General features: G+C 63.1%; 26 protein-coding genes and 1 pseudogene. 24 read left to right on the plus strand and 3 right to left on the minus strand.

The features are described 5' to 3' along the window. Positions 1-29: 29 nt before the first annotated feature. The 24 genes and pseudogenes from fabD (at position 30) to cysE (ending at position 20,589) form a co-directional block, all read left to right on the plus strand. Positions 30-962: an ACP S-malonyltransferase gene (gene fabD / locus ACTRWK_RS11640; protein WP_462843934.1), complete on the plus strand. Its 933-nt coding sequence runs from the start codon at positions 30-32 to the stop codon at positions 960-962. Between the two features lie 24 nt (positions 963-986). Continuing rightward, a complete protein-coding gene (gene fabG, locus ACTRWK_RS11645) occupies positions 987-1,724 on the plus strand; it encodes a 3-oxoacyl-[acyl-carrier-protein] reductase (RefSeq protein ID WP_005852879.1) in 738 nt (245 codons plus the stop codon). A 201-nt stretch (positions 1,725-1,925) separates the two neighbouring features. Then, positions 1,926-2,159 (plus strand): acyl carrier protein, encoded by a 234-nt coding sequence (locus ACTRWK_RS11650; RefSeq protein WP_005852881.1) that lies wholly within the window; start codon positions 1,926-1,928, stop codon positions 2,157-2,159. Between the two features lie 179 nt (positions 2,160-2,338). Next, positions 2,339-2,872 carry a GNAT family N-acetyltransferase gene (locus ACTRWK_RS11655; protein ID WP_005852883.1) on the plus strand — a complete coding sequence of 178 codons (534 nt, stop codon included), beginning with the start codon at positions 2,339-2,341 and terminating at the stop codon, positions 2,870-2,872. Positions 2,873-2,959: 87 nt separating this feature from the next. Then, positions 2,960-4,219, plus strand: coding sequence for a beta-ketoacyl-ACP synthase II (fabF, locus tag ACTRWK_RS11660; protein ID WP_074635104.1), 1,260 nt, complete (start codon positions 2,960-2,962; stop codon positions 4,217-4,219). Next, entirely contained in the window at positions 4,219-5,403 is a 1,185-nt protein-coding gene (gene mltG, locus ACTRWK_RS11665; RefSeq protein WP_462843935.1) for an endolytic transglycosylase MltG, read from the plus strand. Before fabF ends, mltG begins: the two co-directional genes overlap by 1 nt. Before the next feature lie 221 nt (positions 5,404-5,624). Then, the gene (locus ACTRWK_RS11670; protein WP_240790778.1) at positions 5,625-5,969 is read left to right on the plus strand and encodes a hypothetical protein; all 345 of its coding nucleotides are present in this window, start codon (positions 5,625-5,627) and stop codon (positions 5,967-5,969) included. Continuing rightward, positions 5,905-7,238: pseudogene (locus ACTRWK_RS11675) on the plus strand (DNA-packaging protein). The gene ACTRWK_RS11670 and the pseudogene ACTRWK_RS11675 overlap by 65 nt, the downstream one beginning before the upstream one ends. Before the next feature lie 148 nt (positions 7,239-7,386). Beyond that, entirely contained in the window at positions 7,387-8,562 is a 1,176-nt protein-coding gene (locus ACTRWK_RS11680) for a phage portal protein (RefSeq protein WP_184582351.1), read from the plus strand. Continuing rightward, complete coding sequence (locus tag ACTRWK_RS11685) at positions 8,555-8,779, plus strand: GTA head formation protein, RCAP_rcc01685 family (RefSeq protein WP_005852894.1); 225 nt, start codon at positions 8,555-8,557, stop codon at positions 8,777-8,779. The genes ACTRWK_RS11680 and ACTRWK_RS11685 overlap by 8 nt, the downstream gene beginning before the upstream one ends. Positions 8,780-8,804: 25 nt before the next feature. Beyond that, positions 8,805-9,419, plus strand: coding sequence for an HK97 family phage prohead protease (locus ACTRWK_RS11690; protein ID WP_462843936.1), 615 nt, complete (start codon positions 8,805-8,807; stop codon positions 9,417-9,419). A gap of 4 nt (positions 9,420-9,423) precedes the next feature. After that, positions 9,424-10,599, plus strand: a complete 1,176-nt coding sequence (locus tag ACTRWK_RS11695; protein ID WP_289081759.1) for a phage major capsid protein — start codon at positions 9,424-9,426, stop codon at positions 10,597-10,599. A 157-nt stretch (positions 10,600-10,756) separates the two neighbouring features. Further along, positions 10,757-11,353: a head-tail connector protein gene (locus ACTRWK_RS11700; protein ID WP_037944004.1), complete on the plus strand. Its 597-nt coding sequence runs from the start codon at positions 10,757-10,759 to the stop codon at positions 11,351-11,353. Next, complete coding sequence (locus ACTRWK_RS11705) at positions 11,350-11,688, plus strand: head-tail adaptor protein (RefSeq protein ID WP_289081760.1); 339 nt, start codon at positions 11,350-11,352, stop codon at positions 11,686-11,688. Before ACTRWK_RS11700 ends, ACTRWK_RS11705 begins: the two co-directional genes overlap by 4 nt. Continuing rightward, entirely contained in the window at positions 11,685-12,095 is a 411-nt protein-coding gene (locus tag ACTRWK_RS11710) for a DUF3168 domain-containing protein (RefSeq protein WP_289081761.1), read from the plus strand. Before ACTRWK_RS11705 ends, ACTRWK_RS11710 begins: the two co-directional genes overlap by 4 nt. A gap of 34 nt (positions 12,096-12,129) precedes the next feature. Further along, the gene (locus tag ACTRWK_RS11715) at positions 12,130-12,570 is read left to right on the plus strand and encodes a phage major tail protein, TP901-1 family (RefSeq protein WP_074635098.1); all 441 of its coding nucleotides are present in this window, start codon (positions 12,130-12,132) and stop codon (positions 12,568-12,570) included. Between the two features lie 2 nt (positions 12,571-12,572). Then, a complete protein-coding gene (locus tag ACTRWK_RS11720; RefSeq protein ID WP_009826749.1) occupies positions 12,573-12,887 on the plus strand; it encodes a gene transfer agent family protein in 315 nt (104 codons plus the stop codon). Then, positions 12,884-13,117, plus strand: coding sequence for a rcc01693 family protein (locus ACTRWK_RS11725; protein WP_289081762.1), 234 nt, complete (start codon positions 12,884-12,886; stop codon positions 13,115-13,117). The genes ACTRWK_RS11720 and ACTRWK_RS11725 overlap by 4 nt, the downstream gene beginning before the upstream one ends. Next, positions 13,117-13,776 (plus strand): phage tail tape measure protein, encoded by a 660-nt coding sequence (locus ACTRWK_RS11730; protein ID WP_289081763.1) that lies wholly within the window; start codon positions 13,117-13,119, stop codon positions 13,774-13,776. The genes ACTRWK_RS11725 and ACTRWK_RS11730 overlap by 1 nt, the downstream gene beginning before the upstream one ends. Positions 13,777-13,788: 12 nt before the next feature. Next, a complete protein-coding gene (locus ACTRWK_RS11735) occupies positions 13,789-14,421 on the plus strand; it encodes a phage distal tail protein, Rcc01695 family (RefSeq protein ID WP_462843937.1) in 633 nt (210 codons plus the stop codon). Beyond that, positions 14,418-15,308, plus strand: a complete 891-nt coding sequence (locus ACTRWK_RS11740) for a DUF2163 domain-containing protein (RefSeq protein WP_289081765.1) — start codon at positions 14,418-14,420, stop codon at positions 15,306-15,308. Before ACTRWK_RS11735 ends, ACTRWK_RS11740 begins: the two co-directional genes overlap by 4 nt. Next, on the plus strand, positions 15,305-15,751 hold the full coding sequence (locus tag ACTRWK_RS11745; protein ID WP_243250005.1) for a C40 family peptidase: 447 nt from the start codon (positions 15,305-15,307) through the stop codon (positions 15,749-15,751). Before ACTRWK_RS11740 ends, ACTRWK_RS11745 begins: the two co-directional genes overlap by 4 nt. Continuing rightward, positions 15,751-19,683 carry a baseplate multidomain protein megatron gene (locus tag ACTRWK_RS11750; protein WP_462843938.1) on the plus strand — a complete coding sequence of 1,311 codons (3,933 nt, stop codon included), beginning with the start codon at positions 15,751-15,753 and terminating at the stop codon, positions 19,681-19,683. The genes ACTRWK_RS11745 and ACTRWK_RS11750 overlap by 1 nt, the downstream gene beginning before the upstream one ends. A gap of 84 nt (positions 19,684-19,767) precedes the next feature. Further along, positions 19,768-20,589, plus strand: coding sequence for a serine O-acetyltransferase (gene cysE / locus ACTRWK_RS11755; RefSeq protein WP_005852922.1), 822 nt, complete (start codon positions 19,768-19,770; stop codon positions 20,587-20,589). A 138-nt stretch (positions 20,590-20,727) separates the two neighbouring features. Here cysE and ACTRWK_RS11760 read toward each other — a convergent pair whose 3' ends face one another. Genes ACTRWK_RS11760 through pdhA form a run of 3 tightly spaced genes read right to left on the minus strand, consistent with a single transcriptional unit; the run spans position 20,728 to position 24,495 of the window. Then, positions 20,728-22,071, minus strand: coding sequence for a pyruvate dehydrogenase complex dihydrolipoamide acetyltransferase (locus ACTRWK_RS11760; RefSeq protein ID WP_289081767.1), 1,344 nt, complete (start codon positions 22,069-22,071; stop codon positions 20,728-20,730). 12 nt (positions 22,072-22,083) lie between these two features. Then, the gene (locus ACTRWK_RS11765) at positions 22,084-23,481 is read right to left on the minus strand and encodes a pyruvate dehydrogenase complex E1 component subunit beta (protein ID WP_168592229.1); all 1,398 of its coding nucleotides are present in this window, start codon (positions 23,479-23,481) and stop codon (positions 22,084-22,086) included. Positions 23,482-23,484: 3 nt separating this feature from the next. Next, the gene (pdhA, locus tag ACTRWK_RS11770) at positions 23,485-24,495 is read right to left on the minus strand and encodes a pyruvate dehydrogenase (acetyl-transferring) E1 component subunit alpha (RefSeq protein WP_005852939.1); all 1,011 of its coding nucleotides are present in this window, start codon (positions 24,493-24,495) and stop codon (positions 23,485-23,487) included. Between the last annotated feature and the right edge of the window lie 118 nt (positions 24,496-24,613).

Raw genomic sequence — 24,613 nt, forward strand, 5'->3', positions numbered from 1 at the left:
GCGCTGGAAACGCAAATTCGGGGGACTTTATGACCATTGCATTCGTATATCCGGGCCAAGGCGCGCAAACCATCGGTATGGGCCGCGATCTGGCCGACGCCTATCCGGCGGCAAAGGCCGTGTTTGACGAGGTGGACGAAGCCTTGGGCGAAAAGCTGTCGACGCTGATCTGGGAAGGCGACGCGGACGAGCTGACGCTGACACAGAACGCGCAGCCTGCGCTGATGGCGACATCAATGGCGGCGATGGCGGCGTTGAAGGCCGAAGGCGTTACCGTCGATAAGGCGGCCTATGTCGCGGGTCATTCGCTGGGTGAATATGCGGCCCTATGCGCGGCGGGGACATTCTCGCTTGCCGATACGGCGCGGTTGCTGCGCATCCGGGGGCGCGCGATGCAGGCGGCTGTGCCCGTGGGGCAGGGCGCTATGGCGGCCCTTCTGGGGCTGAGCTTTGAGCAGGCCGAGGCCGTCGCCGCAGAGGCCGCACAGGGCGAGGTCTGTCAGGTCGCCAACCAGAACGATCCGGCGCAGAATGTCGTTTCGGGCAGCAAGGCGGCCGTTGAACGCGCGATTGATCTGGCGAAAGCGGCTGGCGCCAAGCGTGCGCTGCTCTTGCCTGTGTCCGCCCCGTTCCACTGTGCCCTGATGGCCCCCGCCGCAGAAGAGATGGCCGGTGCGCTGGCGGATGTGACAATGAACGCCCCTGCCGTGCCCGTTGTGGCGAATGTGGTGGCCGAGGCGGTCACCGATCCCGAACAGATCCGCAAGCTGCTGATCGAGCAGGTCACCGGTCAGGTGCGCTGGATGTCGTCGGTTGAATGGATGGGCGCGCAGGGCGTGACCGAGGTCTGGGAAATCGGCGCGGGCAAGGCGCTGTCCGGCATGATCCGCCGCATCAACAAGGAAATCACCTGCGTGAACATCGGCACCGCTGCCGATGCCGCTGCCGTGAAAACGGCCTGAGACAGGCTGCGAAAGGAATTACATATGTTTGATCTTACTGGAAAAAATGCGCTGGTCACCGGGGCTTCGGGTGGTATCGGCGCGGAAATCGCGCGCAGCCTGCATGCCCGTGGCGCGACCGTGGGCCTGTCCGGCACCCGCACCGAACCTCTTGAGGCGCTGGCCGCCGAACTGGGCGAGCGCGCCCATGTGCTGCCCTGTAACCTGAGCGATATGGACGCCGTTGACGCGCTGCCCAAACAGGCGGCCGAAGCGATGGGATCGGTTGATATTCTGGTCAATAACGCCGGCATCACCCGCGACAACCTGTTCATGCGCATGTCGGATGATGAATGGAATTCGGTCCTGAACGTCAACCTGACCGCGACGTTCAAGCTGTGCAAAGGCGTGATGCGCGGCATGATGAAGGCGCGTTGGGGCCGGATCGTGAATATCTCGAGCGTGGTCGGGGCCACCGGTAACCCCGGTCAGGCGAACTATGCCGCGTCCAAGGCCGGTATGGTGGGCATGTCCAAATCACTTGCCTATGAGGTTGCCAGCCGCGGGATCACCGTGAACGCGGTCGCCCCCGGTTTCATTACCACGGCAATGACTGACAAGCTGACCGACGACCAAAAGGCGGGAATCATGGGGCAAATCCCTGCGGGCCGTATGGGCGAAGCATCCGAAATCGCGTCGGCTGTTGTCTATCTGGCGAGTGCGGAAGCCGCCTATGTTACCGGAACCACCTTGCATGTGAACGGCGGCATGGCCATGTTGTGACCCTGCGCTGCAAAGCGTTTGCCAAATCTGCGTCTTGTGCTAAATGGGGCGCAGAATCCATCATAGGGAGGCTTGATTGCCCCCCTTACCTTGTGACAACAAGGGCCATAGCCGCCCCTCGGGGCACGATCCATACGGACCACACAAGGTTCTGACGGAAACATAAGAGGGCAGGATTGCCCGAATGAATGAGGACTGAATATGAGCGACGTCGCAGACCGCGTAAAGAAGATCGTTGTAGAGCACCTGGGTGTTGAAGAAGACAAAGTTGTTGAGAACGCATCGTTCATCGACGATCTTGGCGCAGACAGCCTCGACACTGTTGAGCTGGTTATGGCGTTCGAAGAAGAGTTCGGCATCGAGATCCCCGATGACGCAGCCGAGAACATCCAGACCTTCGGCGACGCGGTCAAGTTCATCAAAGAAGCGTCCTAAGACGTTTTCGCCAGCCGCAGCCCCATAGGCGTCGCGGCGGCACGAGATTTAGAGAACGGCGTTCTTCCTAGCGGAAGGGCGCCGTTTTTGCTTGGGGGGACCGCGCGTCACTTGTGTTGCGCGGGCTGCGGCGTGACACTGACGGTGACAGAAATTCAAGCGTGAAGGTAATTCACCACATGTCGCGATCAGTACCGACCATCAATACCGCCCGTCTCACCCTGCGCGCCATGCGGGCCGAAGACTTCCCCCGTTATGCTGACATCTGGGCCACGCCCGCCGTGGTGACCCATATTACCGGCAAGCCCAAACCCAAGGCCGAAAGCTGGGATGCGTTTCTGCGCAACGCGGGCCATTGGCAGATTGTCGGGTTTGGTCAATGGGCGATCCAGTCGCGCGGCACCCGCGAGATGGAAGGTCAGGTCGGGTTTTTCTTTGGTTCCCGCGGGTTTGGCGACGATTTCGATCCCTTTCCCGAGGCCGGCTGGGTGCTGGCCCCCGAAGCGCAGGGCACGGGGCTGGGGCTGGAAGCCGCGCGCGCGGCGCATGACTGGTTCGATCGCGTGGTGACGGGGCGCACGGTGTGCATGATCGCCGTGGCGAATGCATCGTCGCTGCGTCTGGCCGAGACCCTGGGATATACCGCGCTGCGCGACATAGAGCTTGACGGCGACAAGATACGTCTGATGACGCGCAAAGGCCCGCCGGTCTGACCGTGGCTTGGGCGCTTCGCGTCTTGAAATTTACGGTCTCGGCAAGGTATAGCCGGTCAACGCAAAGAAACACCAAGGGGCTTGGATATGCGCAGAGTAGTAGTGACAGGTTTGGGATTGGTAACTCCGTTGGCCGATGGCGTGGAGGCCAGCTGGTCCAGAATTTTGGATGGTCAGTCCGGGGCGGGCAAGATCACGGGCTTCGATCCCAGCAAGCTGGTCACTCAATACGCCTGCGAAGTGCCGCTTGGCGACGGTACGGATGGTACCTTTAACGGCGACAAGTATATGGAGCCGAAAGAACAGCGCAAAGTGGATACCTTTATCCTGTTCGGCATGGCCGCAGCACAGCAAGCGGTCGAGGATTCCGGCTGGATGCCCACGGACCGCGAAGATCTGGAACGCACCGGCGTCTTGATCGGGTCGGGCATCGGGGGCCTGAACTCTATCGCGAACACTGCCGTGATGATGCACGAGAAAGGCCCGCGCCGCGTGAGCCCGTTCTTTGTGCCCGGCGCGCTGATCAACCTGATCTCGGGTCAGGTATCGATTCGCTATGGATTCCGCGGCCCGAACCATTCGGTCGTGACCGCCTGTTCCACCGGTGCCCATGCGATTGGTGACGCAAGCCGTCTGATCCAGCATGGCGACGCGGATGTGATGATTGCCGGCGGGGCCGAGGCCGCGATTTGCGAGATCGGCATGGCGGGCTTCAACGCCTGTAAAGCGCTGTCCACCAAGCGGGGCGACGACCCCACCAAGGCAAGCCGCCCCTATGACGCGGATCGTGACGGTTTCGTCATGGGCGAGGGCGCGGGTATTGTCGTGCTGGAAGAATACGAACACGCCAAGGCCCGTGGGGCCAAGATCTATGCCGAGGTGCTGGGCTATGGTCTGTCAGGCGATGCCTATCACATCACCGCCCCTGCCGAGGATGGCGACGGGGCCGAACGGTCCATGCGCAACGCCCTGCGTGGTGCCGGGCTGGAGCCAAAAGACATCGACTATATCAACGCGCATGGCACATCGACCATGGCTGATGTGATCGAACTGGGCGCGGTCGAGCGGATGCTGGGCGACGCGGTTGAGACGGTTACCATGTCGTCGACGAAATCCGCCACCGGTCACCTGTTGGGGGCTGCTGGCGCGATCGAGGCGATCTTCTCTATCCTCGCGATCCGCGATCAGGTTGCCCCACCGACCATCAACCTCGACAATCCTGCGGTTGAAACCAAGATCGACCTGGCCCCGAACAAGAAGGTCGAGCGCAAGATTGATGTCGCGCTGAGCAACTCTTTCGGCTTTGGTGGCACCAACGCGAGCGTGATCTTCGGGAAAGCATCCTAATGTGGCGTCATATCGCGTCTAACGCTGTTACGTTTCTGATTTTAGGCTTGTTTTTGTTAGGCGGGATTATCCTGTGGGGGCGGGGGCAGTATGATGCCCCCGGTCCGCTGTCGCAGGCGATCTGCCTGCAGGTGGAGCGCGGGTCGAACATGCGTGCCGTGGGCGATGATCTTGCTACGCAAGAGGCCGTAAGCTCGGCTGCGATCTTCCGTCTTGGGGCGGAGTATGAGGAAAAGACCCGCGACCTGAAGGCGGGGAGCTTTCTGATCCAGCCCGAAGCCTCGATGAAAGAGATCGTGGACACGGTGACACGCGGCGGGGCAAGCACCTGCGGTACCGAAGTTGTCTACCGCATCGGTGTGAACCGCATCAGCACGCAGGTGCGTGAACTGGACCCCGTAACAAGCCGTTTCGTCGAGCGTGCCGAATTCACCCCCGGTGAGGATGAGGTGCCAGAGGTCTATACCCAGACCAAGGCGAAGGCCGACACGCGGTTCCGCATCGCGATGGCAGAGGGCGTGACAAGCTGGCAGGTGGCCGAGGCGTTGAAAGCCATTGACCTGCTGTCAGGCGAGATCGCGGCGGTGCCTGCGGAGGGATCCTTGGCCCCCGACAGCTATGAGGTCTCGGAAGGGGACGACCGTGCCGAAATCCTGACGCGTATGGCCGCGGCACAAGAACAGCGTCTGGCCGAAGCCTGGGAGGCTCGCGATCCGGGGCTGCCTGTCGAGACGCCTGAGGAACTGTTGATCCTTGCCTCTATCGTCGAGAAGGAAACCGGCGTACCGGAAGAGCGCGAACAGGTGGCGAGCGTTTTCGTCAACCGTTTGAATCAGGGCATGCGTCTGCAGACGGACCCGACCGTGATCTACGGGATCACCAACGGGCAGGGCGTCTTGGGGCGTGGTCTGCGCCGCAGTGAGCTGCGCAAGGAGACTCCGTTCAACACCTACGTCATTGACGCGCTGCCACCGACGCCCATTGCGAACCCCGGACGTGCGAGCCTGATGGCTGCGGCACAACCGGCCAGCGAGGACTATGTTTTCTTTGTTGCTGATGGCACCGGCGGTCACGCTTTTGCCGAGACATTGGAAGAGCATAACGCCAATGTCGCGCGCTGGCGCCAGATCGAGGCGGAGCGTGGCGCGGAAGCGGCGGGCAGTGCGTCGACGGGCGGAAACTAAGCGTCAGAGCGGGCGCGGATTTGGGTTAAGTTAGGAATTTGTTAACCATCGTAAGGGCTTGGAAGGTTTTGGTAACCTTGTTTTCCTTGACTTTGCGTCCGCTCTGAAATAGAAACACGTCCATGCTAGAAGACATGGGCAAACGGCCCCGGATTAAGTTCCGGTGGCCGTTTTTTCGTGTCTGCTCGGGTTGGAGGTCCAAAACGAGAGGTAAGAGCAAGATGACGATGAATACCCCGGAACAGGAAATTGCTGCCAGCGAAGAGCAGCTTCAGGCGTTGCAGGTCGCGATCCGCGATTTGCGCCGCGAGATAGAGAGCCTGCGCGAACAGGCCCGATCCGGGGAGGAAGTAAACGAAACAGCAGCGTCGAAGGCATTGGGTAAGGCCAGTGGCATGGTGGCGACCTGCGTCAAGGTGGAGACCTATCTGAATGAGTGCAGAAACAGACAAGCGGGCATTGCCCGAGGGGGATACGCGCTGGACATGGAAAGGGCGCGGGCTGACATCGGGTGCAAGCTGGATCGGCTCCGCCGATGTTGCGGTGCAAGACCGGTTCCTGAATGATCTGGAGGAGGGAGAGCTTTTGGCTCTCCCTTTTTTGTTCGAGTTCTGGGCCATGCCGCATCAGCTGCCCCCCGAAGGCGACTGGCGGTCCTGGGTGATCATGGGCGGGCGCGGTGCGGGCAAGACGCGTGCGGGGGCGGAATGGGTGCGCGCGCAGGTCGAAGGGTCGCGGCCCTTGGATGCGGGGCGCTGTCGCCGCGTGGCGCTGGTGGGAGAGACGATCGAGCAGGTGCGCGAGGTGATGATCTTTGGCGACAGCGGGATATTGGCGTGCTCGCCCGCCGACCGGCGACCGGATTGGGAGGCGACGCGCAAGCGGTTGGTCTGGCCCAATGGGGCCGTGGCGACGGTGCATACGGCGCATGATCCCGAGGGGTTGCGCGGGCCGCAGTTTGACGCGGCCTGGGTGGATGAGTTGGCCAAGTGGAAGAAGGCGGAAGAGACGTGGGACCAATTGCAGTTCGCTTTGCGGCTGGGGGAGGACCCGCGGGTCTGCGTGACCACGACTCCGCGCAATGTCGGCGTATTGAAAAACCTGCTGGCGTCGCCGTCGACCGTGACCACCCATGCCCCGACAGAGGCGAATGCCGCGAACCTTGCGGGCTCTTTCCTCGAAGAGGTGCGGGCGCGCTATCGCGGGACACGACTGGGCCGACAGGAACTGGACGGTGTGCTGCTGGCCGATGCGGAAGGGGCGCTGTGGACATCCGAGCGGATCGAGGCCGGGCGGGTGCGGGATGTGCCGCTGTTGGACCGGATCGTCGTGGGGTTGGACCCTGCCACCACCGCCGGCGCGGGGTCGGATGAATGCGGGATCGTGGTGGTGGGCGCGCAAACCCAAGGCCCGCCGCAGGATTGGCGCGCCGTGGTGCTGGCCGATTGCACGGTGCAGGGGGCGACCCCGTCAGGCTGGGCGCGCGCGGCGATCAGCGCGATGGCGCAGATCGCCTTGTCGCCGAGGTCAATCAGGGCGGGCAGATGGTGGCGGAGGTCTTGCGTCAGGTCGACCCATTGGTGCCGGTCAAATCGGTCCATGCCAGCCGTGGCAAGGTCGCGCGGGCGGAGCCTGTGGCGGCCCTTTATGAGCAGGGGCGCGTGGGGCATGTGGCGGGGCTGGACGCGCTGGAGGACCAGATGTGCCGGATGACAGCGCGGGGCTACGAGGGTGGCGGATCGCCGGACCGCGTCGATGCGCTGGTCTGGGCGCTGCATGAGCTGATGATAGAACCTGCGGCACAGTGGCGGATGCCCGGGGTGCGTGGATTGTGAGCGCGTTGCGGAGGAGAGCGGCCCTTCGGGGAGAGTTTAACGGGCAAAATGAAGCGCTGTTGCGGGCGGGGCGTGCGCTCTGGTCGGGCGGCGTTAAGGGATTGGTGAGATCTTCATGGGGCGGTCAATGAGCAGGGAGAGCAGCGGCATGGTTTTTGATTTTCTCAAACGGGGGGCGGTTGAGGTGGTTGCGGAGAAGAAAGCCTCTGCCACGGGGCCTGTCGTTGCGGTTCAGACCAGCGGGCGCGTGGCCTGGAGCCCGCGCGATGTGGTCAGCCTGACGCGCAGCGGGTTTTGCGGCAACCCTGTGGGGTTTCGGTCGGTGAAGCTGATTGCGGAGGCCGCGGCGGCCCTGCCGCTGGTGTTGCAGGATGCCGCGCAACGGTTCGAGGCGCATCCGCTGCTGGATCTGGTGGCACGGCCCAATGGGGCGCAGGGGCGTGCGGAGCTGCTGGAGGCGCTTTATGCGCAGCTGTTGTTGACGGGCAACGGCTATATCGAGGCGGTTGGCGCGGGTCCAGTGCCGGTGGAGCTGCATGTCTTACGGTCGGATCGCATGTCGGTGGTGCCGGGGGCGGATGGCTGGCCGGTGGCCTATGAATATGCCGTCGGCGGGCGCAAGCATCGGTTTGACGTGGCCGGGGATACGGCCGCGATCTGTCACATCAAGAATTTCCACCCGCAGGATGACCATTATGGGTTCAGCCCGTTGCAGGCGGCGGCGATGGCCTTGGATGTGCACGGCGCGGCTTCGCGCTGGAGCAAGGCCTTGCTGGACAATGCGGCGCGGCCATCGGGGGCGATTGTCTACCGGGGGACCGAGGGGCAGGGCAAGCTGAGCGATGATCAGTATGACCGTTTGGTCAGCGAGATGGAGAGCCACCATCAAGGCGCGCGCAATGCGGGGCGGCCGATGCTGCTGGAAGGCGGGTTGGATTGGAAGCCGATGGGGTTTTCGCCCTCGGACATGGAGTTTCACCGCACCAAGGAGGCGGCGGCGCGGGAAGTGGCGCTGGCTTTTGGGGTGCCGCCGATGCTGCTGGGGATCGCGGGGGATGCGACCTATGCCAATTATCAGGAGGCGCATCGGGCGTTCTACCGGCTGACGGTCCTGCCTTTGGCCACGCGGGTTGCGGCCGCACTTGGTGCGTGGCTGGCGGGGTTCACCCATGAGGCAGTGACGTTGAAGCCCGATCTGGATCAGGTGCCCGCCCTGGCGCAGGAGCGTGACGCGCAATGGGCGCGGGTGGCGGGGGCGGATTTTCTGACGCAGGCGGAAAAGCGGTCTTTGTTGGGGCTGCCAGCGGTGGCGGCGGATGGTTGAGGAGATGGGATATGACCGGTTTGAATGTGCGCCGGGGTTGCGGTTGCAGGCGCATGAGAGGGTGAGCGCGATCCACCACGAGAATCTTTTGCAGCGGCTCGACCGGCTGGAGGAGATGATGGAGCGGCTGGAGCGGCGGTTGTGGTTGACCGTCTATGGTGTGGTCGCGGTGATTTTGGCGCAGGCGGTACAGTCGTTTCTGGTGGTCGCGCCGTAGCAATTTGAACGCAAGGGAGGGTGTCATGGAAGATGGCATGCGCTTCGGCCTCGGGTCGGAGAACGGGAGAGGTTTGCCCCATATGGGCGCTGGGTTGGAGCATAAGTTCGCGCGTTTCGACGAGGGGCTTGTGGTGGAGGGCGGCACCGAGATCAGCGGCTATGCCAGCCTGTTCGGGCGGGTCGATCAGGGTGGTGATCTGGTGGCACGGGGGGCTTATGGCGCCTCGCTGGCGGCGGCGGAGGCCGCGGGGCGTCGGATCAAGATGCTGTGGCAGCATGATCCGGCACAGCCCATCGGCGTGTGGGACGAGCTGCGCGAGGATGCGCGCGGCCTATGGGTCAAGGGGCGGCTGCTGGACAGTGTGGCGCGGGGCCGCGAGGCGGCGGCCTTGATCGAGGCCGGGGCGATTGATGGCCTTAGCATCGGCTATCGCACGCAGCGGGCGGCCAAGAATGACGCGGGTCAGCGGGTGCTGCAGACCCTGGACCTATGGGAGGTGTCGCTGGTGACGTTTCCCATGCTCCCCACGGCGCGGATCGCGGCCAAGGGGGATTTCATCGCCATCGGAGACGTCTTGCGCGGCATGGCCGGTGTCTTTGACGAGGCGCGGCAAAATTTCAAACGGAACGGAGGGTAAGCGGATGGAACGACACGAGGATGACATGGGCACCGAGCCCCAAGGCGCGGTCGAGGAGATGCGCCGCGCGGTGGGTGGATTTGTGCAGGATTTCAAAGGGTTTCAGGACGAGATGACGACCAAGTTGCAACAAACAGAAGAGCGAATGACTATGTTGGATCGAAAGATGACTTTGCCGGCGCGCACACCATTGGCTGGGGCTGTGGACAGCGGTGCGCCGCATCAGAAGGCGCTGCATGCCTATATCCGCAACGGCGACGACGACGGGTTGCGCGGGCTTGAGCTGGAGAGCAAGGCGCTGTCGGCGGCGGTGAATTCGGATGGTGGCTATCTGGTGGACCCGCAGACCTCGGATCGGGTGAAGTCGGTGTTGAATGCCACGGCCTCTATCCGGGCGATTGCGTCGGTGGTGCAGGTCGAGGCGACCTCTTACGACGTGCTGGTGGATCATGCGGATGTGGGTGCCGGTTGGGCGACAGAAACGGGGGCCGTGTCCGAGACCGACACGCCGCAGATCGACCGTATTACCATCCCGCTGCACGAGCTGAGCGCGCTGCCCAAAGCTTCGCAGCGGTTGCTGGATGACAGTGCCTTTGACATCGAAGCCTGGTTGGCGGGGCGCATCGCCGACAAATTCTCGCGGGCAGAGGCCGCGGCCTTTATCCACGGGGACGGGATCGACAAGCCCAAGGGGTTTCTGGCCCATGCCACGGTCGACAATGTGATCTGGGAGTGGGGCAATCTGGGCTATGTGCCCACCGGCGTCGCAGGCGAGATCACGGCGGATGCGGTGGTTGATCTGGTCTATGCGCTTGGGGCGCAGTACCGCGCGCAGGCGAGTTTTGTGATGAGCTCGAAGACGGCAGGGATCGTGCGCAAGCTTAAGGATCTGGACGGGCGGTTTTTGTGGTCTGACGGGATGACGCAGGGCCAGCCCGCGCGGCTGATGGGCTATCCGGTGCTGGTGGCCGAGGACATGCCCGATGTGGCGGCGGATTCATTCTCGGTCGCCTTCGGTGATTTTGCCGCCGGTTACACCGTAGCAGAGCGGCCCGACCTGCGGATCCTGCGCGATCCCTTCAGCGCCAAGCCGCATGTGCTGTTCTATGCCACCAAACGGGTGGGCGGCGACGTGAGCGACTTTGCCGCGATCAAGCTGCTGAAATTCGGCACCGCCTAAGGCGCGGGGTCGAATAGGGGGGCTGGCGGTGGCTGGCCCCATCCCCCGGGCGCGCCGTGATGCGCCGGGTGCATTGCCTAGCTGCTGCCTCCGACCGAGCGATGCAGTCGGGGTGCGCGTTCGGGGGGCTTTGGCGGGCTAGATTTGGAGCGATGAGATGTTGATCGAAGAGACAGGGGTGGCGGAGGCCGATCTTCCGCTAGAGCCGTTCAAGGCGCATTTGCGGATGGGCAGCGGTTTTGGCACCGAAACCGTACAAGAGCCCGTTTTGGAGAGCTTTTTGCGTGCCGCCATTGCCGCGATTGAGGCGCGCACAGGTAAGGCGCTGATCTCGCGGTTGTTTACCATGACCGTGCAAGAGTGGGCGGACCCGCAGGCGCAGGCTTTGCCCGTGGGGCCGGTCCGGCAGATCGTGAGCGTCACCGTGGTGGCGCGGGATGCGATGGAGACGGTGATCGAGCCGCAGCGCTATTGGCTGGTGCGCGATATGCAGGCTCCGCTGCTGAAGCCATCAGGGGCGATGCTGCCGTTCATTCCGCCGCAAGGGTCGGTGGAGGTCTTGTTCGAGGCGGGGCTTGGGGAAAGCTGGGGCGCTGTGCCCGCGGATTTGCAGCAGGCCGTGCTGATGCTGGCGGCGCATTACTATGAATACCGCCACGAGACCCGCCTTGGGGATGGCTGCATGCCCTTTGGGGTGAGCAGCCTGATCGAGCGCTACCGCCCACTGCGGATCGGCTTGGGGGCACGCGCATGAGCCGACTGTCGTTGAGCCGCCGCTTGGTGTTGGAGGCGCAGGTGCCTCAGCCTGATGGCGCGGGCGGAGAGAGCCGGAGCTGGGTGCGTGTGGGGGATCTCTGGGCGGATGTCACGGCGCGGCGGGGCCGGCGTTTGGGGCGTGGCGGCATTGCGGTGAGCCGCGGGGTCTATGTGGTGACGGTACGCGGTGCGCCAGTGGGCGATCCCGCGCGCCCCTTGCCGCAGCAGCGCTTTCGCGAGGGCACACGGGTCTATCAGATCCAGTCGGTGGTCGAGCAGGACGCACAAGGGCGGTATCTGGCCTGCCTGACCCATGAGGAGGTGGCGGTATGAGCTATGGCATGGGGTTTGCCCTGCAACAGGCGGTCTTTGGCGTGTTGAGCACAGATCAGGAGATCACGGCGCTTGTGGGCGATGCGGTTTTTGATGCGGCTCCTGCGGGGGAGGTGCCAGCGCTGTATGTGCAGCTGGGGTCCGAAGTGGTGCGCGATGCCTCTGACAGGACGGGCGGCGGGGCGGAGCATCGGTTCACGGTTCTTGTCGTCACGCATCATGCGGGGTTCGCCCCCGCGAAACAGGTGGCCGCTGCGGTGAGTGATGCGCTGGTCGGTGGGCAGTTTGGCCTGAGCCGCGGGCGGCTGGTGAGCTTGCGGTTCGAGCGGGCCGTCGCACGACAGGTCGGGGCGGATGCGCGCCGCCAGATAGAGATGCGGTTCAGGGCGCGGGTTCAGGACGGCTGAGCCGAAGTTTCAGGAAATTAACAGGAGAGTGGATATGGCTGTTCAAGCGGGCAAAGATCTTTTGGTCAAGGTGGACATGACGAGCGATGGTCAGTTCGAAACGATCGCGGGGCTGCGTGCGACGCGGGTGAGCTTTAACGCGGAGCCGGTTGAGGTGACCTCGCTTGACAGTGAGGGGGGCTGGCGGGAGCTGCTGGCGGGTGCGGGCGTCCGGTCTGCCGCAATCAGCGGGTCGGGGGTGTTTCGCGATGCGGGCACGGATGAACGTGCACGACAGTTGTTTTTTGACGGGCTGACGCCGGATTTCCAGATCGTGATCCCCAGCTTCGGTATTATCGAGGGGCCGTTCCAGGTGGCGGCCATTGAGTATGGCGGGTCGCTGAATGGGGAGGCGACCTATGAGCTGAGCCTGCAATCCGCGGGGCAGCTGAGCTTTACCGCGGATATGGCAGACGCACCCGAGGGCGGGGTCTGATCATGGTGAACCGGTGGCGAGGGGATGTGGCGCTGGTGGTGAACGGTCAGCGGCGCGTGGCACGGCTGACCCTGGGGGCTTTAGCCGAGCTGGAGGACGCGCTGGAGGAGCCGTCGCTGGTGGCTTTGGTCGAGCGGTTCGAGGGGCATCGGTTCAGCAGTCGGGATGTGCTGTTGCTGTTGGCCGCGGGGCTTCGTGCAGGGGGGACCGAGGTGAGCGCCGAGACGCTTGCGCAGGCCGAGATCGAGGGCGGGCCGGTTGCCGCCTCTCAGGCCGCCGCAGAGCTTTTGGCGCGTGCCTTTGTCGTGCCGGTATGAGCGTGCCACCCAAGAAGACCACGACAGAGACCGCGCGGGGGATGGACTGGGCCGCGCTCCTGCGGGCGGGGCTGAGGGGATTGTCGCTGACGCCCGACGCATTCTGGGCGCTCACGCCGGCAGAGCTGCAACTGATGCTGGGGAGCGAGGCGGGGCGGGCTCCGCTGTTGGGGGAGGGATTGGCAGCCTTGATGGCGGCTTATCCCGATAGGCAGAGAGAGGAAGACTGATGGCACAGGATGATATATTCGAGGGGCTCGAGGATGGCGCAGAGCGGTTGAATGAGACGCTTGGCGCGACGGCCACGCTGGTGGCCGGTTTCGATGCCGAACTGCGCCGTATGCGCAGCGCATTGGCCGCGACAGGCAAGGATGTCGCGACGTTGGAGAAAGGGCTGAGCCGTGGATTGCGCAGGGCCTTTGATGGTGTCGCGTTTGACGGGATGAAGCTGTCGGATGCCCTGTCCACTGTGGCGCGGTCGATGGTGAACACGACTTATAACGCGGCGATGAAGCCGGTGTCCGATCACGTCGGCGGGCTGATCAGTCAAGGTGTGGGATCACTGGTGCAGGGAATACTCCCCTTTGCCGATGGGGCCCCGTTTTCTCAGGGACGTGTGATGCCTTTTGCTCAAGGGGGGATTGTCAGCACCGCCACTGGCTTTGGCATGCGCGGGGGGATGGGGCTGATGGGCGAGGCCGGACCGGAGGCGATCATGCCCTTGGCACGGGGGCCGGACGGAAAGCTGGGTGTCAAAGGGGGAGCGAGCGGCGGGACGACCGTGGTCATGAACATCACCACCCCTGATGTGCAGGGATTCCAACGCAGTCAAAGCCAGATCGCCGCTCAGCTGAGCCGCGCGCTGAACACTGGCAACCGTAACCGCTAGGGGAGCAAGCCGATGAATTTTCATGATGTCAGATTTCCACCTAGCCTGAGCTTTGGATCCCTTGGGGGGCCGCAACGCCGTACCGATGTGGTGACGCTCGCCAACGGGTATGAGGAGCGCAACACCCCCTGGGCCCATTCACGCCGTGTGTATGATGCGGGGCTGGGCATGCGCTCTATCGACGATGTCCAAGCGCTCACGGGGTTCTTCGAGGCGCGTATGGGGCAGATGTACGGGTTTCGCTGGAAGGATTGGGCGGATTTCAAATCCTGTGCCTCTTCGGTCTGGGTCACGTTCGAGGATCAGAGCCTTGGTTTCGGGGATGGTGTGCGGACGGACTATCAACTGGTCAAGACCTATAGCTCGGGTGGACATAGCTACGTCAGGCCGATCACCAAGCCGGTTGCCGGAACCGTGCGCGTGGGGATAGAGCAGGACGCCCTGCAAGAGGGGTGCGACTATGAGGTTGACCTGAGTACGGGCGTCATCCGTTTCGCCCATGCGCCGGACCCCGAAATGCAGGTGTCGGCGGGGTTCGAATTCGACGTGCCTGTCCGCTTTGACACGGATCGCATTCTGGTCAGCGTTGCCAGCTTTCAGGCGGGGCAGGTGCCGGATGTGCCTGTGATCGAGGTGCGGGTATGAGCGGGGCGGGCAAAGACGCGGTGTTGGCGCATGCGCGCAGGGGTCTGACGACGCTGTGCACGGCGTGGGCAATCCGGCGGCGGGACGGGGTGACGCTGGCGTTTACCGACCATGATCAGCCGCTCGGCTTTGACGGGTTGGCGTTTCGTGCGGATAGCGGGCTGAGTGCGCGGGCCTTGGCGCAGAGCACGGGGTTGTCGGTGGATAACACAGAGGCGCTGGGCGCGCTGAGCGATGACGCGATCCGCGAGGACGAGATCGAGCAGGGGCGCTTTGACGGGGCGGAGGTGTGCTGCTGGCGGGTGAACTGGGCCGATGTGACCGCCCGCTGCATGATCTTTCGCGGCACGATTGGCGAGATGCAGCGCGCGGGCGGTGCCTTTCGCGCAGAACTGCGCGGGTTGACCGAGGCGTTGAACCGGCCCTTGGGGCGGGTGTTTCAGAAGCCCTGCACCGCGGTGCTGGGGGATGCGGCCTGCGGGTTTGATCTGGCGACGGCGGGCTATGCCGTGACACTCGCGACGCAGGAGAACGAGGACGGGCGGGTGTTCCGTTGGGAGGGGATCAACGGGTTTGACGACGCATGGTTCGCGCGGGGGCGGCTTGAGGTGCTGGACGGCCCTGCGGCGGGGCTTTGGGGTGTGATCAAACACGACCGGGTGCTGGAGGGGGGGCGCGAGGTCGAGCTCTGGGAGCCGATCCGCGGTACAATCACCGCCGGGCAACGGCTGAGACTGGTGGCAGGCTGCGACAAACGCCACACCACCTGTCGGCTGAAGTTCAACAACCTGCTGAACTTTCAGGGCTTTCCTGATGTACCGAGCGCGGATTGGATGATGGCGGTGCCGAAATCCTCGGGCAGCAATACCGGCGGGTCGCTGAGATGAGCGCGCGCGGGACCGCCGTGGTGGCTGCGGCGCGGGGATGGATCGGTACGCCCTACGTGCATCAGGCGGCGCGCAAGGGGGCGGGCTGTGACTGCCTTGGCCTGTTGCGCGGTATCTGGCGCGAGGTGGTGGGGGAGGAGCCGGAGGCGATCCCTTCCTATTCAATGGACTGGTCAGAACCACAGGGGGACGAGCAGCTTTGGCGTGCTGCGCTGCGTCACCTCTCGCCCAAGGTCCTGATCGATGAGGCCCCCGGCGACGTGCTGCTGTTCCGGATGCGCAGCGGGGCGGTGGCGAAACATCTGGGCGTGGCGGCAGAGGTCGGCGCGCAGGCGAGCTTTATCCACGGCTACAGCGGGCATGGGGTGACGGAAAGCCCGCTGAGCCTGCCGTGGCGCAGGCGCATTGTGGCGCGTTTTGAATTCCCGGCGGAGGCGATCTGATGGCGACGATACTTCTTTCAACCGCAGGTGCGGCGATTGGCGGCTCTGTCGGGGGCACAATGGCGGGCTTGTCTTCGGTCGCCATTGGGCGTGCCGTGGGGGCGACCCTTGGCCGTGTGATCGACCAGCGGCTGCTGGGGCAAGGGGCGCAGGCGGTCGAGACCGGCAAGGTCGATCGCTTTCGTCTGACCCAGGCGGGCGAGGGCGCGGCGATTGCGCAGGTCTACGGCCGGATGCGTGTCGGGGGACAGGTGATCTGGGCCTCGGATTTCGCCGAGACGACGACAGTGACGGGCGGCGGCGGTGGCAAGGGCGCGCCCTCGACCCCGCAGACGACGGAATACAGCTATAGCGTCAGCCTCGCCATCGCCCTGTGCGAAGGGGAGATCACCAGCATTGGCCGGATCTGGGCGGATGGGGAGGAAATCTCGGCCCACGCGCTGAATATGGCGGTTTATCGCGGGACGCGCGATCAACTGCCCGACCCGACGATTGCCGCGATCGAGGGGGCGGATGCGGTGCCGGCCTATCGTGGCACGGCCTATGTGGTGATGGAGAACCTCGGGCTGGGGCCCTTTGGCAACCGAGTGCCGCAGTTTTCCTTCGAGGTGCTGCGCGCAGAGGAACCGGATGCGCCTGCCGCCGACATCAGTGTCACCCATGGGGTCAAAGGTGTCGCGCTGATTCCCGGCACAGGGGAATACGCGTTAGCGACGACTCCGGTGCATTATACCGACGGACAGGGTGGCCGGTGGAGCGCCAATGTCTCTACCCCCGACGGGCGCAGTGATTTCGCCGCCGCGCTTGAGGACGCCACGCAGGACCTGCCGCAGCTGGCTGCCGCGTCGCTGGTCGTCTCGTGGTTCGGCGATGATCTGCGTTGCGGAGAATGCCGCCTGCGCCCCAAGGTGGAAAGCGCCGAGGACGAGGGCGAAAACATGCCGTGGCAGGTGGCTGGTCTGACCCGCGGCACCGCCGAGGTGATCGCCCGCGAGGACGACCGTCCGGTCTATGGTGGCACCCCCGCAGATGCCGCGGTGATTGAGGCGATTCATGCCATTCAGGCGACGGGCAAGGCGGTGATGTTCTACCCGTTCATCCTGATGGACCAGCTAGAAGGGAATGGCTTGCCCGACCCCTATAGCGATGCCGGCGCCCAGCCCAAGCTGCCTTGGCGGGGGCGGATCACGCTGGCGAAAGCGCCGGGTCGGGCGGGCAGCTCTGACGGGACGCTGAGCGCGCATAACGAGGTAGCGGCGTTCTTTGGCACGGTCACGGCGGCGGATTTTACCGTTGCGGGCGGGCAGGTGGTCTATTCCGGTCCACAGGAATGGTCGATGTCGCGGTTCATCCTGCATTATGCCGCCCTGTGCAAAGCCGCAGGCGGGGTAGAGGCCTTTTGCATCGGCACCGAGATGCGCGGGCTGACGCAGATCCGCGGGGCGGGGAACAGCTTTGTGGCGGTGCAGGCGTTTCGCGCGCTGGCCGCAGAGGCGCGGCTGCTTTTGGGCGCGGGCACCAAGATCAGCTATGCTGCGGATTGGTCCGAATATTTCGGCTATCACCCGCAGGATGGCAGCGGCGATGTATTCTTTCACCTTGATCCGCTGTGGGCCGACGACACTATCGATTTCATCGGCATCGACAATTATATGCCGCTGTCCGATTGGCGCGACGGTACAGATCATCTGGACGCGCAGCATAGCGACAGCATTTATGCGTTGGACTATCTGGCAAGTAATGTTGCGGGGGGCGAAGGGTTTGACTGGTATTACCATTCGCCCGAGGCGCGCGCGGCGCAACTCCGTACGCCGATCACCGATGGCACCCATGGGGAGCCTTGGGTTTACCGTTACAAGGACCTGCGCGGCTGGTGGGAGAACCTGCACCACAATCGTATTGGCGGCGTGCGCGCAGCGGAGCCGACAGGCTGGCAGCCCGGGTCCAAGCCCATCTGGTTTACGGAATACGGCTGCGCGGCGGTGGACAAGGGGACCAACCAGCCGAACAAGTTTCTTGACCTCAAAAGCTCTGAAAGCAGTTTGCCGCGCTATTCATCGGGCGCGCGGGATGAGTTGATGCAGATGCAATATCTGCGTGCCGTGGCGGATCATTGGCGGGATCCGGCGCATAATCCGATCTCGGCGGCCTATGGCGGGCCGATGGTGGATATGACCCGCGCCTTTGTTTGGGCCTGGGACACGCGGCCCTATCCTTTCTTTCCCAATAATCGCGCGCTGTGGAGCGATGGTCGAAATTACGCCCGTGGGCATTGGCTGAACGGCCGCAGTGCGGCGCTGCCCTTGTCAGAGCTCGTGGCGGCGATCTGCCGTCGTGCTGGCGTTAACGATTTCGATACCTCTGGGCTGTATGGCTATGTCCGCGGCTATGTGGTGGACGAGGTGGCCGATGCGCGCGCGGCGTTGCAGCCGTTGATGCTGCGCTATGGCTTTGATGCGGTGGAACGCGACGGGGTGTTGCGTTTCATCATGCGGGACGGATTGGATGCCGTGCCACTGAACAGAGAGACGTTGGCTGTTTCGGGTGATCTGGAGGCACCGGTGGAACAGTCCCGTGAGGCAGAGGCAGAACTTTCGGGGCGTCTGCGTTTGCGGTTTGTGCAGGCGGATGGGGATTACGAGGTGATCGCGGAAGAGGCGATCTTGCCTGACGACGCGACCCATGCGGTGGCGATGTCAGAGTTCAATATGGCGCTCACTCGGGCGGAGGGGCACCAGACAGCTGAACGCTGGCTGACAGAGGCGCGTGTGGCACGCGAAGGGGTGCGTCTGGCCTTGCCGCCGTCGATGATGGATGTCGGCGCGGGTGATGTGATTGCCTTGCCGCCAGACGATGGCGAGGGGGAGGCGCTGTACCGCGTGGATCGGGTCGAGATGGGGGAGATGTCTTTGATCGACGCCGTGCGGATCGAGCCCGAGGTCTATGACCCCGCGCCCTTCGATGACGAATTGGTCGCGTTGAAACCCTTTGTCGCGCCCGTACCGGTGAACGCGCTGTTTCTGGACCTGCCGCTGCTGCGCGGTGACGAGGTGCCCCATGCGCCGCATATTGCGGCCACCGCACGGCAATGGCCGGGCAACGTCGCGGTCTATGCCTCTGGCGGGGAAACGAATTTCAGGTTGAACACTCTGATGCCCCTGCGCGCGACAATGGGGGTCACGCAAAACGACATGGCCCATGCGCGCCCCGGTGTGGTGGATCGCGGGCAGGCGCTGCAGGTCATGCTGACCAGCGGCGTGTTAGAGAGTGTTGATGAGGCCGATCTACTGGGCGGAGCCAATCTGGCGGCTATCGGCGACGGCTCTGCCGACCGGTGGGAGGTGTTCCAGTTCGCGCGGGCCGATCTGATCGCCCCGCAAACCTATCTTCTGCGCGACCGGCTCCGCGGGCAAGCGGGGTCGGATGGGGTGATGCCGGATGTCTGGCCAGCGGGATCGCAGTTTGTGCTGCTCAATTCAATCCCTCGCCAGATCGAGCTGAGCCCGAACCTGTTGCGGATCGCGCAGACCTATCGCATCGGGCCTGCGGGCCGCCCGCTAAACGACCCAAGTTACGTTCAAAAAACCGAGAGCTTTGACGGCAACGGGCTGCGCCCCTATCGGCCCTGCCACCTGCGAATAACAGAAGAGGCGGGGGCGTTGCGGTTTAGCTGGATACGCCGGACGCGGATCAATGGCGACGGGTGGACGGAGTTCGATGTGCCACTGGCCGAGGAAAGCGAGCAATATCAGCTGCGTATCCTGCAAAACGGTGTTGTCCTGCGCGAAGAGCTCGTGGACCGCGCAAGCTGGACCTATACCGCCCAAATGCGCGCAGGTGACGGGGCGGTGGGGCCTGCGTTGATCAGTGTTGCGCAGGTTTCTGCGCTATACGGGGCGGGGCCCGCGCTGTTTGGCGAGATCAATTTGTGATAAACTGCGCGTGTAACCCCTCGGCTTTGCGTTTGGCACTTGGGCGGAACCTGCTATATCGTGGGGACAAAGAAGGATGGTCTTATGGCAAATGCACGCACGAATATCGCCACGGTGGATCCGGTTTGGGATCAGATCCAAACGGAAGCACAGAATGCTGTCCGCGATGAGCCGCTGATTGGCGGTTTTGTCCACGCCACGATTCTGCACCATAAATCCATCGAGAAAGCGCTATCCTACCGTATCGCGGCGAAGCTGGCCTCGAACGAAATGTCGATGATGGTGGTCCATGAGATGGTGGAGGAGGCCTTTGCCAGTGATCCCGACCTGATCAAGGCGGCACGTGCCGATCTGGTGGCGATTTACGAGCGTGACCCTGCCTGCCACCGGCTGTTGCAACCGATCCTGTATTTCAAAGGCTATCAGGCCGTGCAGGCCTACCGTGTGGGCCATCACCTGTGGAAACAAGGTAAACGGGATCTGGCCTATTTCGTACAGATGCGCGTGAGCGAGATTTTTGGCGTCGATATCCACCCCGCCGCGACGATCGGCAAGGGGATCATGATCGACCACGCCCATTCCGTCGTGATTGGCGAAACCGCGGTCGTGGGCGACAACGTGTCGATGCTGCACTCGGTCACTTTGGGCGGGACGGGCAAGGAAGAGCAGGACCGTCACCCGAAGATTGGCAACGGCGTGCTGATCGGCGCGGGGGCGAAAGTGTTGGGTAATATTTCTATCGGGCATTGCTCGCGCATTGCGGCGGGGTCTGTCGTGCTTGAATCCGTGCCGCCCTGCAAGACCGTCGCGGGCATCCCTGCGCGGGTCGTGGGGGAGGCGGGCTGTGATCAGCCGTCGGTCCTGATGGATCACATGCTGGGGCCGCAAGGCGATATTAATATGTAATGCTAGGGGATTGAGGTCGCGCGCCTTAGTCGAGATGTGAAAAGGCCGGACCCGTCATAGGGGCCGGCCTTTTTTTTGTGAGGCCGGGGGCTGTCTGCCCCCGGACCCCCGAGGATTTGGACCCATTTGGAAGAGGGGTTACGCCAGCATCATCATGGGGTTTTCGAGATTGTCCTTGATGGCGCTGAGCAGCTGCGCGCCCAAGGCACCGTCGATGACGCGGTGATCGACAGAGAGGGTGACGGACATGACCGTGGCGATGGCGAGCTCCCCGTCCTTGCCGACGACGGGTTTCTTGACGCCCGCACCGACGGCCAAAATCGCGCCATGGGGTGGGTTGATGACCGCATCGAAGTTGTCGATCCCGAACATGCCGAGGTTCGAGATGGCGAAGCTGCCGCCCTGATATTCATGCGGCGCAAGCTTGCGGTCGCGTGCACGGGTGGCGAGGTCTTTCATCTCGGCCGAGAGGGTCGAGAGCGATTTCATCTCGGCGTCTTTCAGCACAGGCGTGAACAGGCCGCCCTCGATGGCCACGGCGACGGCCACATCCGAGGGCTTGAGCTTGAGGATGCGATCACCGGCCCAGACGGCATTGGCGTCAGATACGGTTTGCAGCGCCAGCGCACAGGCCTTGATGATGAAGTCATTGACCGACAGCTTCACGTCGCGGGCTTCGAGTTGTTTGTTCAGCTCACCGCGGAACTTCAGCAGCGCGTCGAGTTCGATATCGCGGCGCAGGTAGAAATGCGGGATCGACTGTTTGGCTTCGGTCAGGCGCGCGGCGATGGTCTTGCGCATGCCGTTGAGGGAGATTTCCTCGAACGCGCGGCCTTCGTAGATTTTCATCACGGCGTCGGCGGAAGGGCCCGCAGCAGGGGCCGCTGTGGTCGCGGGGGCGCTGGCGGTTTGCGTGCTTTCGGCCGGTTTGGCTTTGGCGCTACCGGCGGAGGCTGCCTCCACATCTGCTTTGATGATGCGACCATGCGGGCCAGAGCCGGAGAGTTCGGTCAGGTCCACGCCTTTGTCTGCCGCGATGCGACGGGCCAGCGGTGTCACAAACAGCCGTTTGCCGTCACTGCCCTTGGGCGCGGCGGGGACGGATGTGCTTGTGTCGTTGGCGTCGCTTTCGCCGCGGCCGTAGCCTTTTTCAGGGGCCGCGTCCTGGTCGGGAGCATCTTCTTTGGCGCTGCCCTTGGCAGCCGGGGCAGAGGCGCTGTCAATGTCCGACGCCTCTTCGCCCTCTTCCAGCAGCACGGCGATGGGGGTATTCACCTTGACGCCTTCGCTGCCGTCACCGATCAGGATCTTGCCGATTGTGCCTTCGTCGACGGCTTCGAATTCCATCGTCGCCTTGTCGGTTTCAATCTCGCACAGGATATCCCCGGAGGAGACGCTATCCCCTTCGGAGACAAGCCATTTCGCCAGCGTGCCTTCTTCCATCGTGGGGCTGAGGGCGGGCATGAGGATTTCTATGGGCATGTGAACCGCTCCTTACTTGTAGGTGACTTTTTTGACCGCCGCGATAACCTCGTCCGTGGTGACAAGCGCCAGTTTTTCGAGGTTTGCGGCATAGGGCATGGGCACATCTTTGCCGGTGCAGTTGATCACCGGCGCATCCAGATAGTCAAAGGCTTCCTGCATGATCACGCTTGAGATGTAGTTCCCGACGGAGCCTTGTGGCCAGCCCTCTTCGACGGTGACAAGGCGGTTGGTCTTCATCACCGACTTGATGATGCTGGCGGTGTCCATCGGGCGCAGGGTGCGCAGGTCGATGACTTCGGCGTCGATGCCTTCTTCGGCCAGCTTTTCAGCGGCTTCCAGCGCATAGGTCATGCCGATGCCAAAGCTGACGATCGTGACATCCGTGCCCTCGCGCCAGATGCGGGCCTTGCCGAAGGGGACGGTATAATCCTCGACATCGGGCACATCGAAGGATTTGCCGTACATGATTTCATTTTCAAGGAAAACGACGGGGTTGGGGTCGCGGATCGCGGTTTTCATCAAGCCTTTGGCATCGGAGGCAGAATAGGGCATCGCCACCTTGAGGCCGGGGATCTGCATGTACCACGCGGCGTAATCCTGGCTGTGCTGCGCGCCGACGCGGGCAGCGGCACCGTTTGGCCCACGGAAGACCATTGGCGCGCCCATCTGACCGCCGGACATATAAAGCGTTTTCGCGGCGGAGTTCAGGATGTGGTCGATCGCCTGCATGGCAAAGTTCCAGGTCATGAATTCGACGATGGGGCGCAGCCCGCCAAAGGCGGCACCCACACCGATACCGGCGAACCCGTGTTCGGTGATCGGCGTGTCGATGATCCGCTTGGCCCCGAATTCGTCCAGCAAGCCTTGGGAAATTTTATAGGCGCCTTCGTATTCGGCGACTTCCTCGCCCATCAGGAACACGTCATCGTCACGGCGCATTTCTTCGGCCATGGCGTCGCGCAGGGCCTCGCGTACGGTCTGCTGTTTCAGCTTGGTGCCTTCGGGCCAGTCGGGGGTGGTGTCGGTTTCTGGGGCTTTCGGGGCCTCGGCGTCGGGCTTGGCGGCGGCGGGCGCTTTGTCGGATTTGGCGTCGTCGCTGTCGTCGGCTTTGGTCTGTTCCGCCGGTGCGGCGCTGGAGGCGCTGTCGATGTCAGAGGCGTCTTCGCCTTCTTCCAGCAGCACGGCAATGGGGGTGTTAACCTTGACGCCTTCGGTGCCGGCGTCGATCAGGATCTTGCCGATGGTGCCTTCGTCGACGGCTTCGAATTCCATCGTGGCCTTGTCGGTTTCGATCTCGGCCATGATGTCACCCGAGGACACGGTGTCGCCCTCTTTGACCAGCCATTTGGCAAGCGTGCCTTCTTCCATTGTGGGGCTCAGTGCGGGCATGAGAATTTCGATTGCCATGGTTCAAGCCTCCTGTGGGACTTCGGTTGCGTAGATATCTGTCCAAAGCTCTTCCGCCGCGGGTTCGGGGCTTTCTTTGGCAAACTCCGCGCTTGCGTTAACGATTTCCTTAATCTCTTTGTCGATCGCTTTCAGATCGTCCTCGCTGGCGTGTTTATGTTCCAGCAGGATGTTGCGCACCTGTTCGATGGGGTCGCGTTCGTCGCGCATTTTCTGCACTTCTTCGCGGGTCCGGTATTTGGCCGGGTCCGACATGGAATGCCCGCGGTAGCGGTATGTCTTGATTTCCAGAATATAGGGGCCGTCGCCCGAGCGGCAGTGTTTCACCGCGCGTTCGCCCGCGTCCTTGACCGCCAGCACATCCATGCCGTCCACCGCTTCGCCGGGGATGCCGAAAGCCTTGCCGCGTTCCCAGATTTCAGCGCTGGAGGTAGAGCGCTGCTGCGAGGTGCCCATGGCGTATTGGTTGTTTTCGATGATGAAAATCACCGGCAGTTTCCACAGGGCGGCCATGTTGAACGTCTCGTAGACCTGACCCTGGTTCGCGGCACCATCCCCGAAATAGGTAAAGGTAACGTTGTCGTTGCCCTTATACTTGTCCGCAAAGGCGATGCCCGCGCCAAGGGGCACGTTCGCGCCCACGATGCCGTGGCCGCCGTAGAATTTCTTTTCCTTAGAGAACATATGCATAGACCCGCCCTTACCGCGGGAATAGCCGCCTTCGCGGCCGGTGAGTTCGGCCATCACCCCGTCGGGGTTCATGCCGCAGGCCAGCATATGCCCGTGGTCGCGGTAGGTGGTGATGCGGCTGTCGCCGTCCTTGGCCGTGGCTTCAAGCCCGACGACCACCGCTTCTTGTCCGATATAAAGGTGGCAAAAACCACCGATCAGCCCCATGCCGTAGAGCTGGCCCGCTTTTTCCTCGAACCGCCGGATCAGCAGCATATCGCGGTAATAGGCCTTGAGCTCTTCGGCGCTGGCGTTTGTCTTTTTCGTCGGTTTCTGGGCAGCCATGGGGCAATTCCTCCGTAGTTTGTCCCGCGCACGCGCAAAATAGTTTAGCGTTAAACTATCTCTTATCGGATTCGAGCAATGATGGCGAGAGGCATTTACAGGTCACGCAATACCCTGC

The sequence above is a fragment of the Sulfitobacter sp. G5_S2_6_S6 genome (assembly GCF_054968505.1).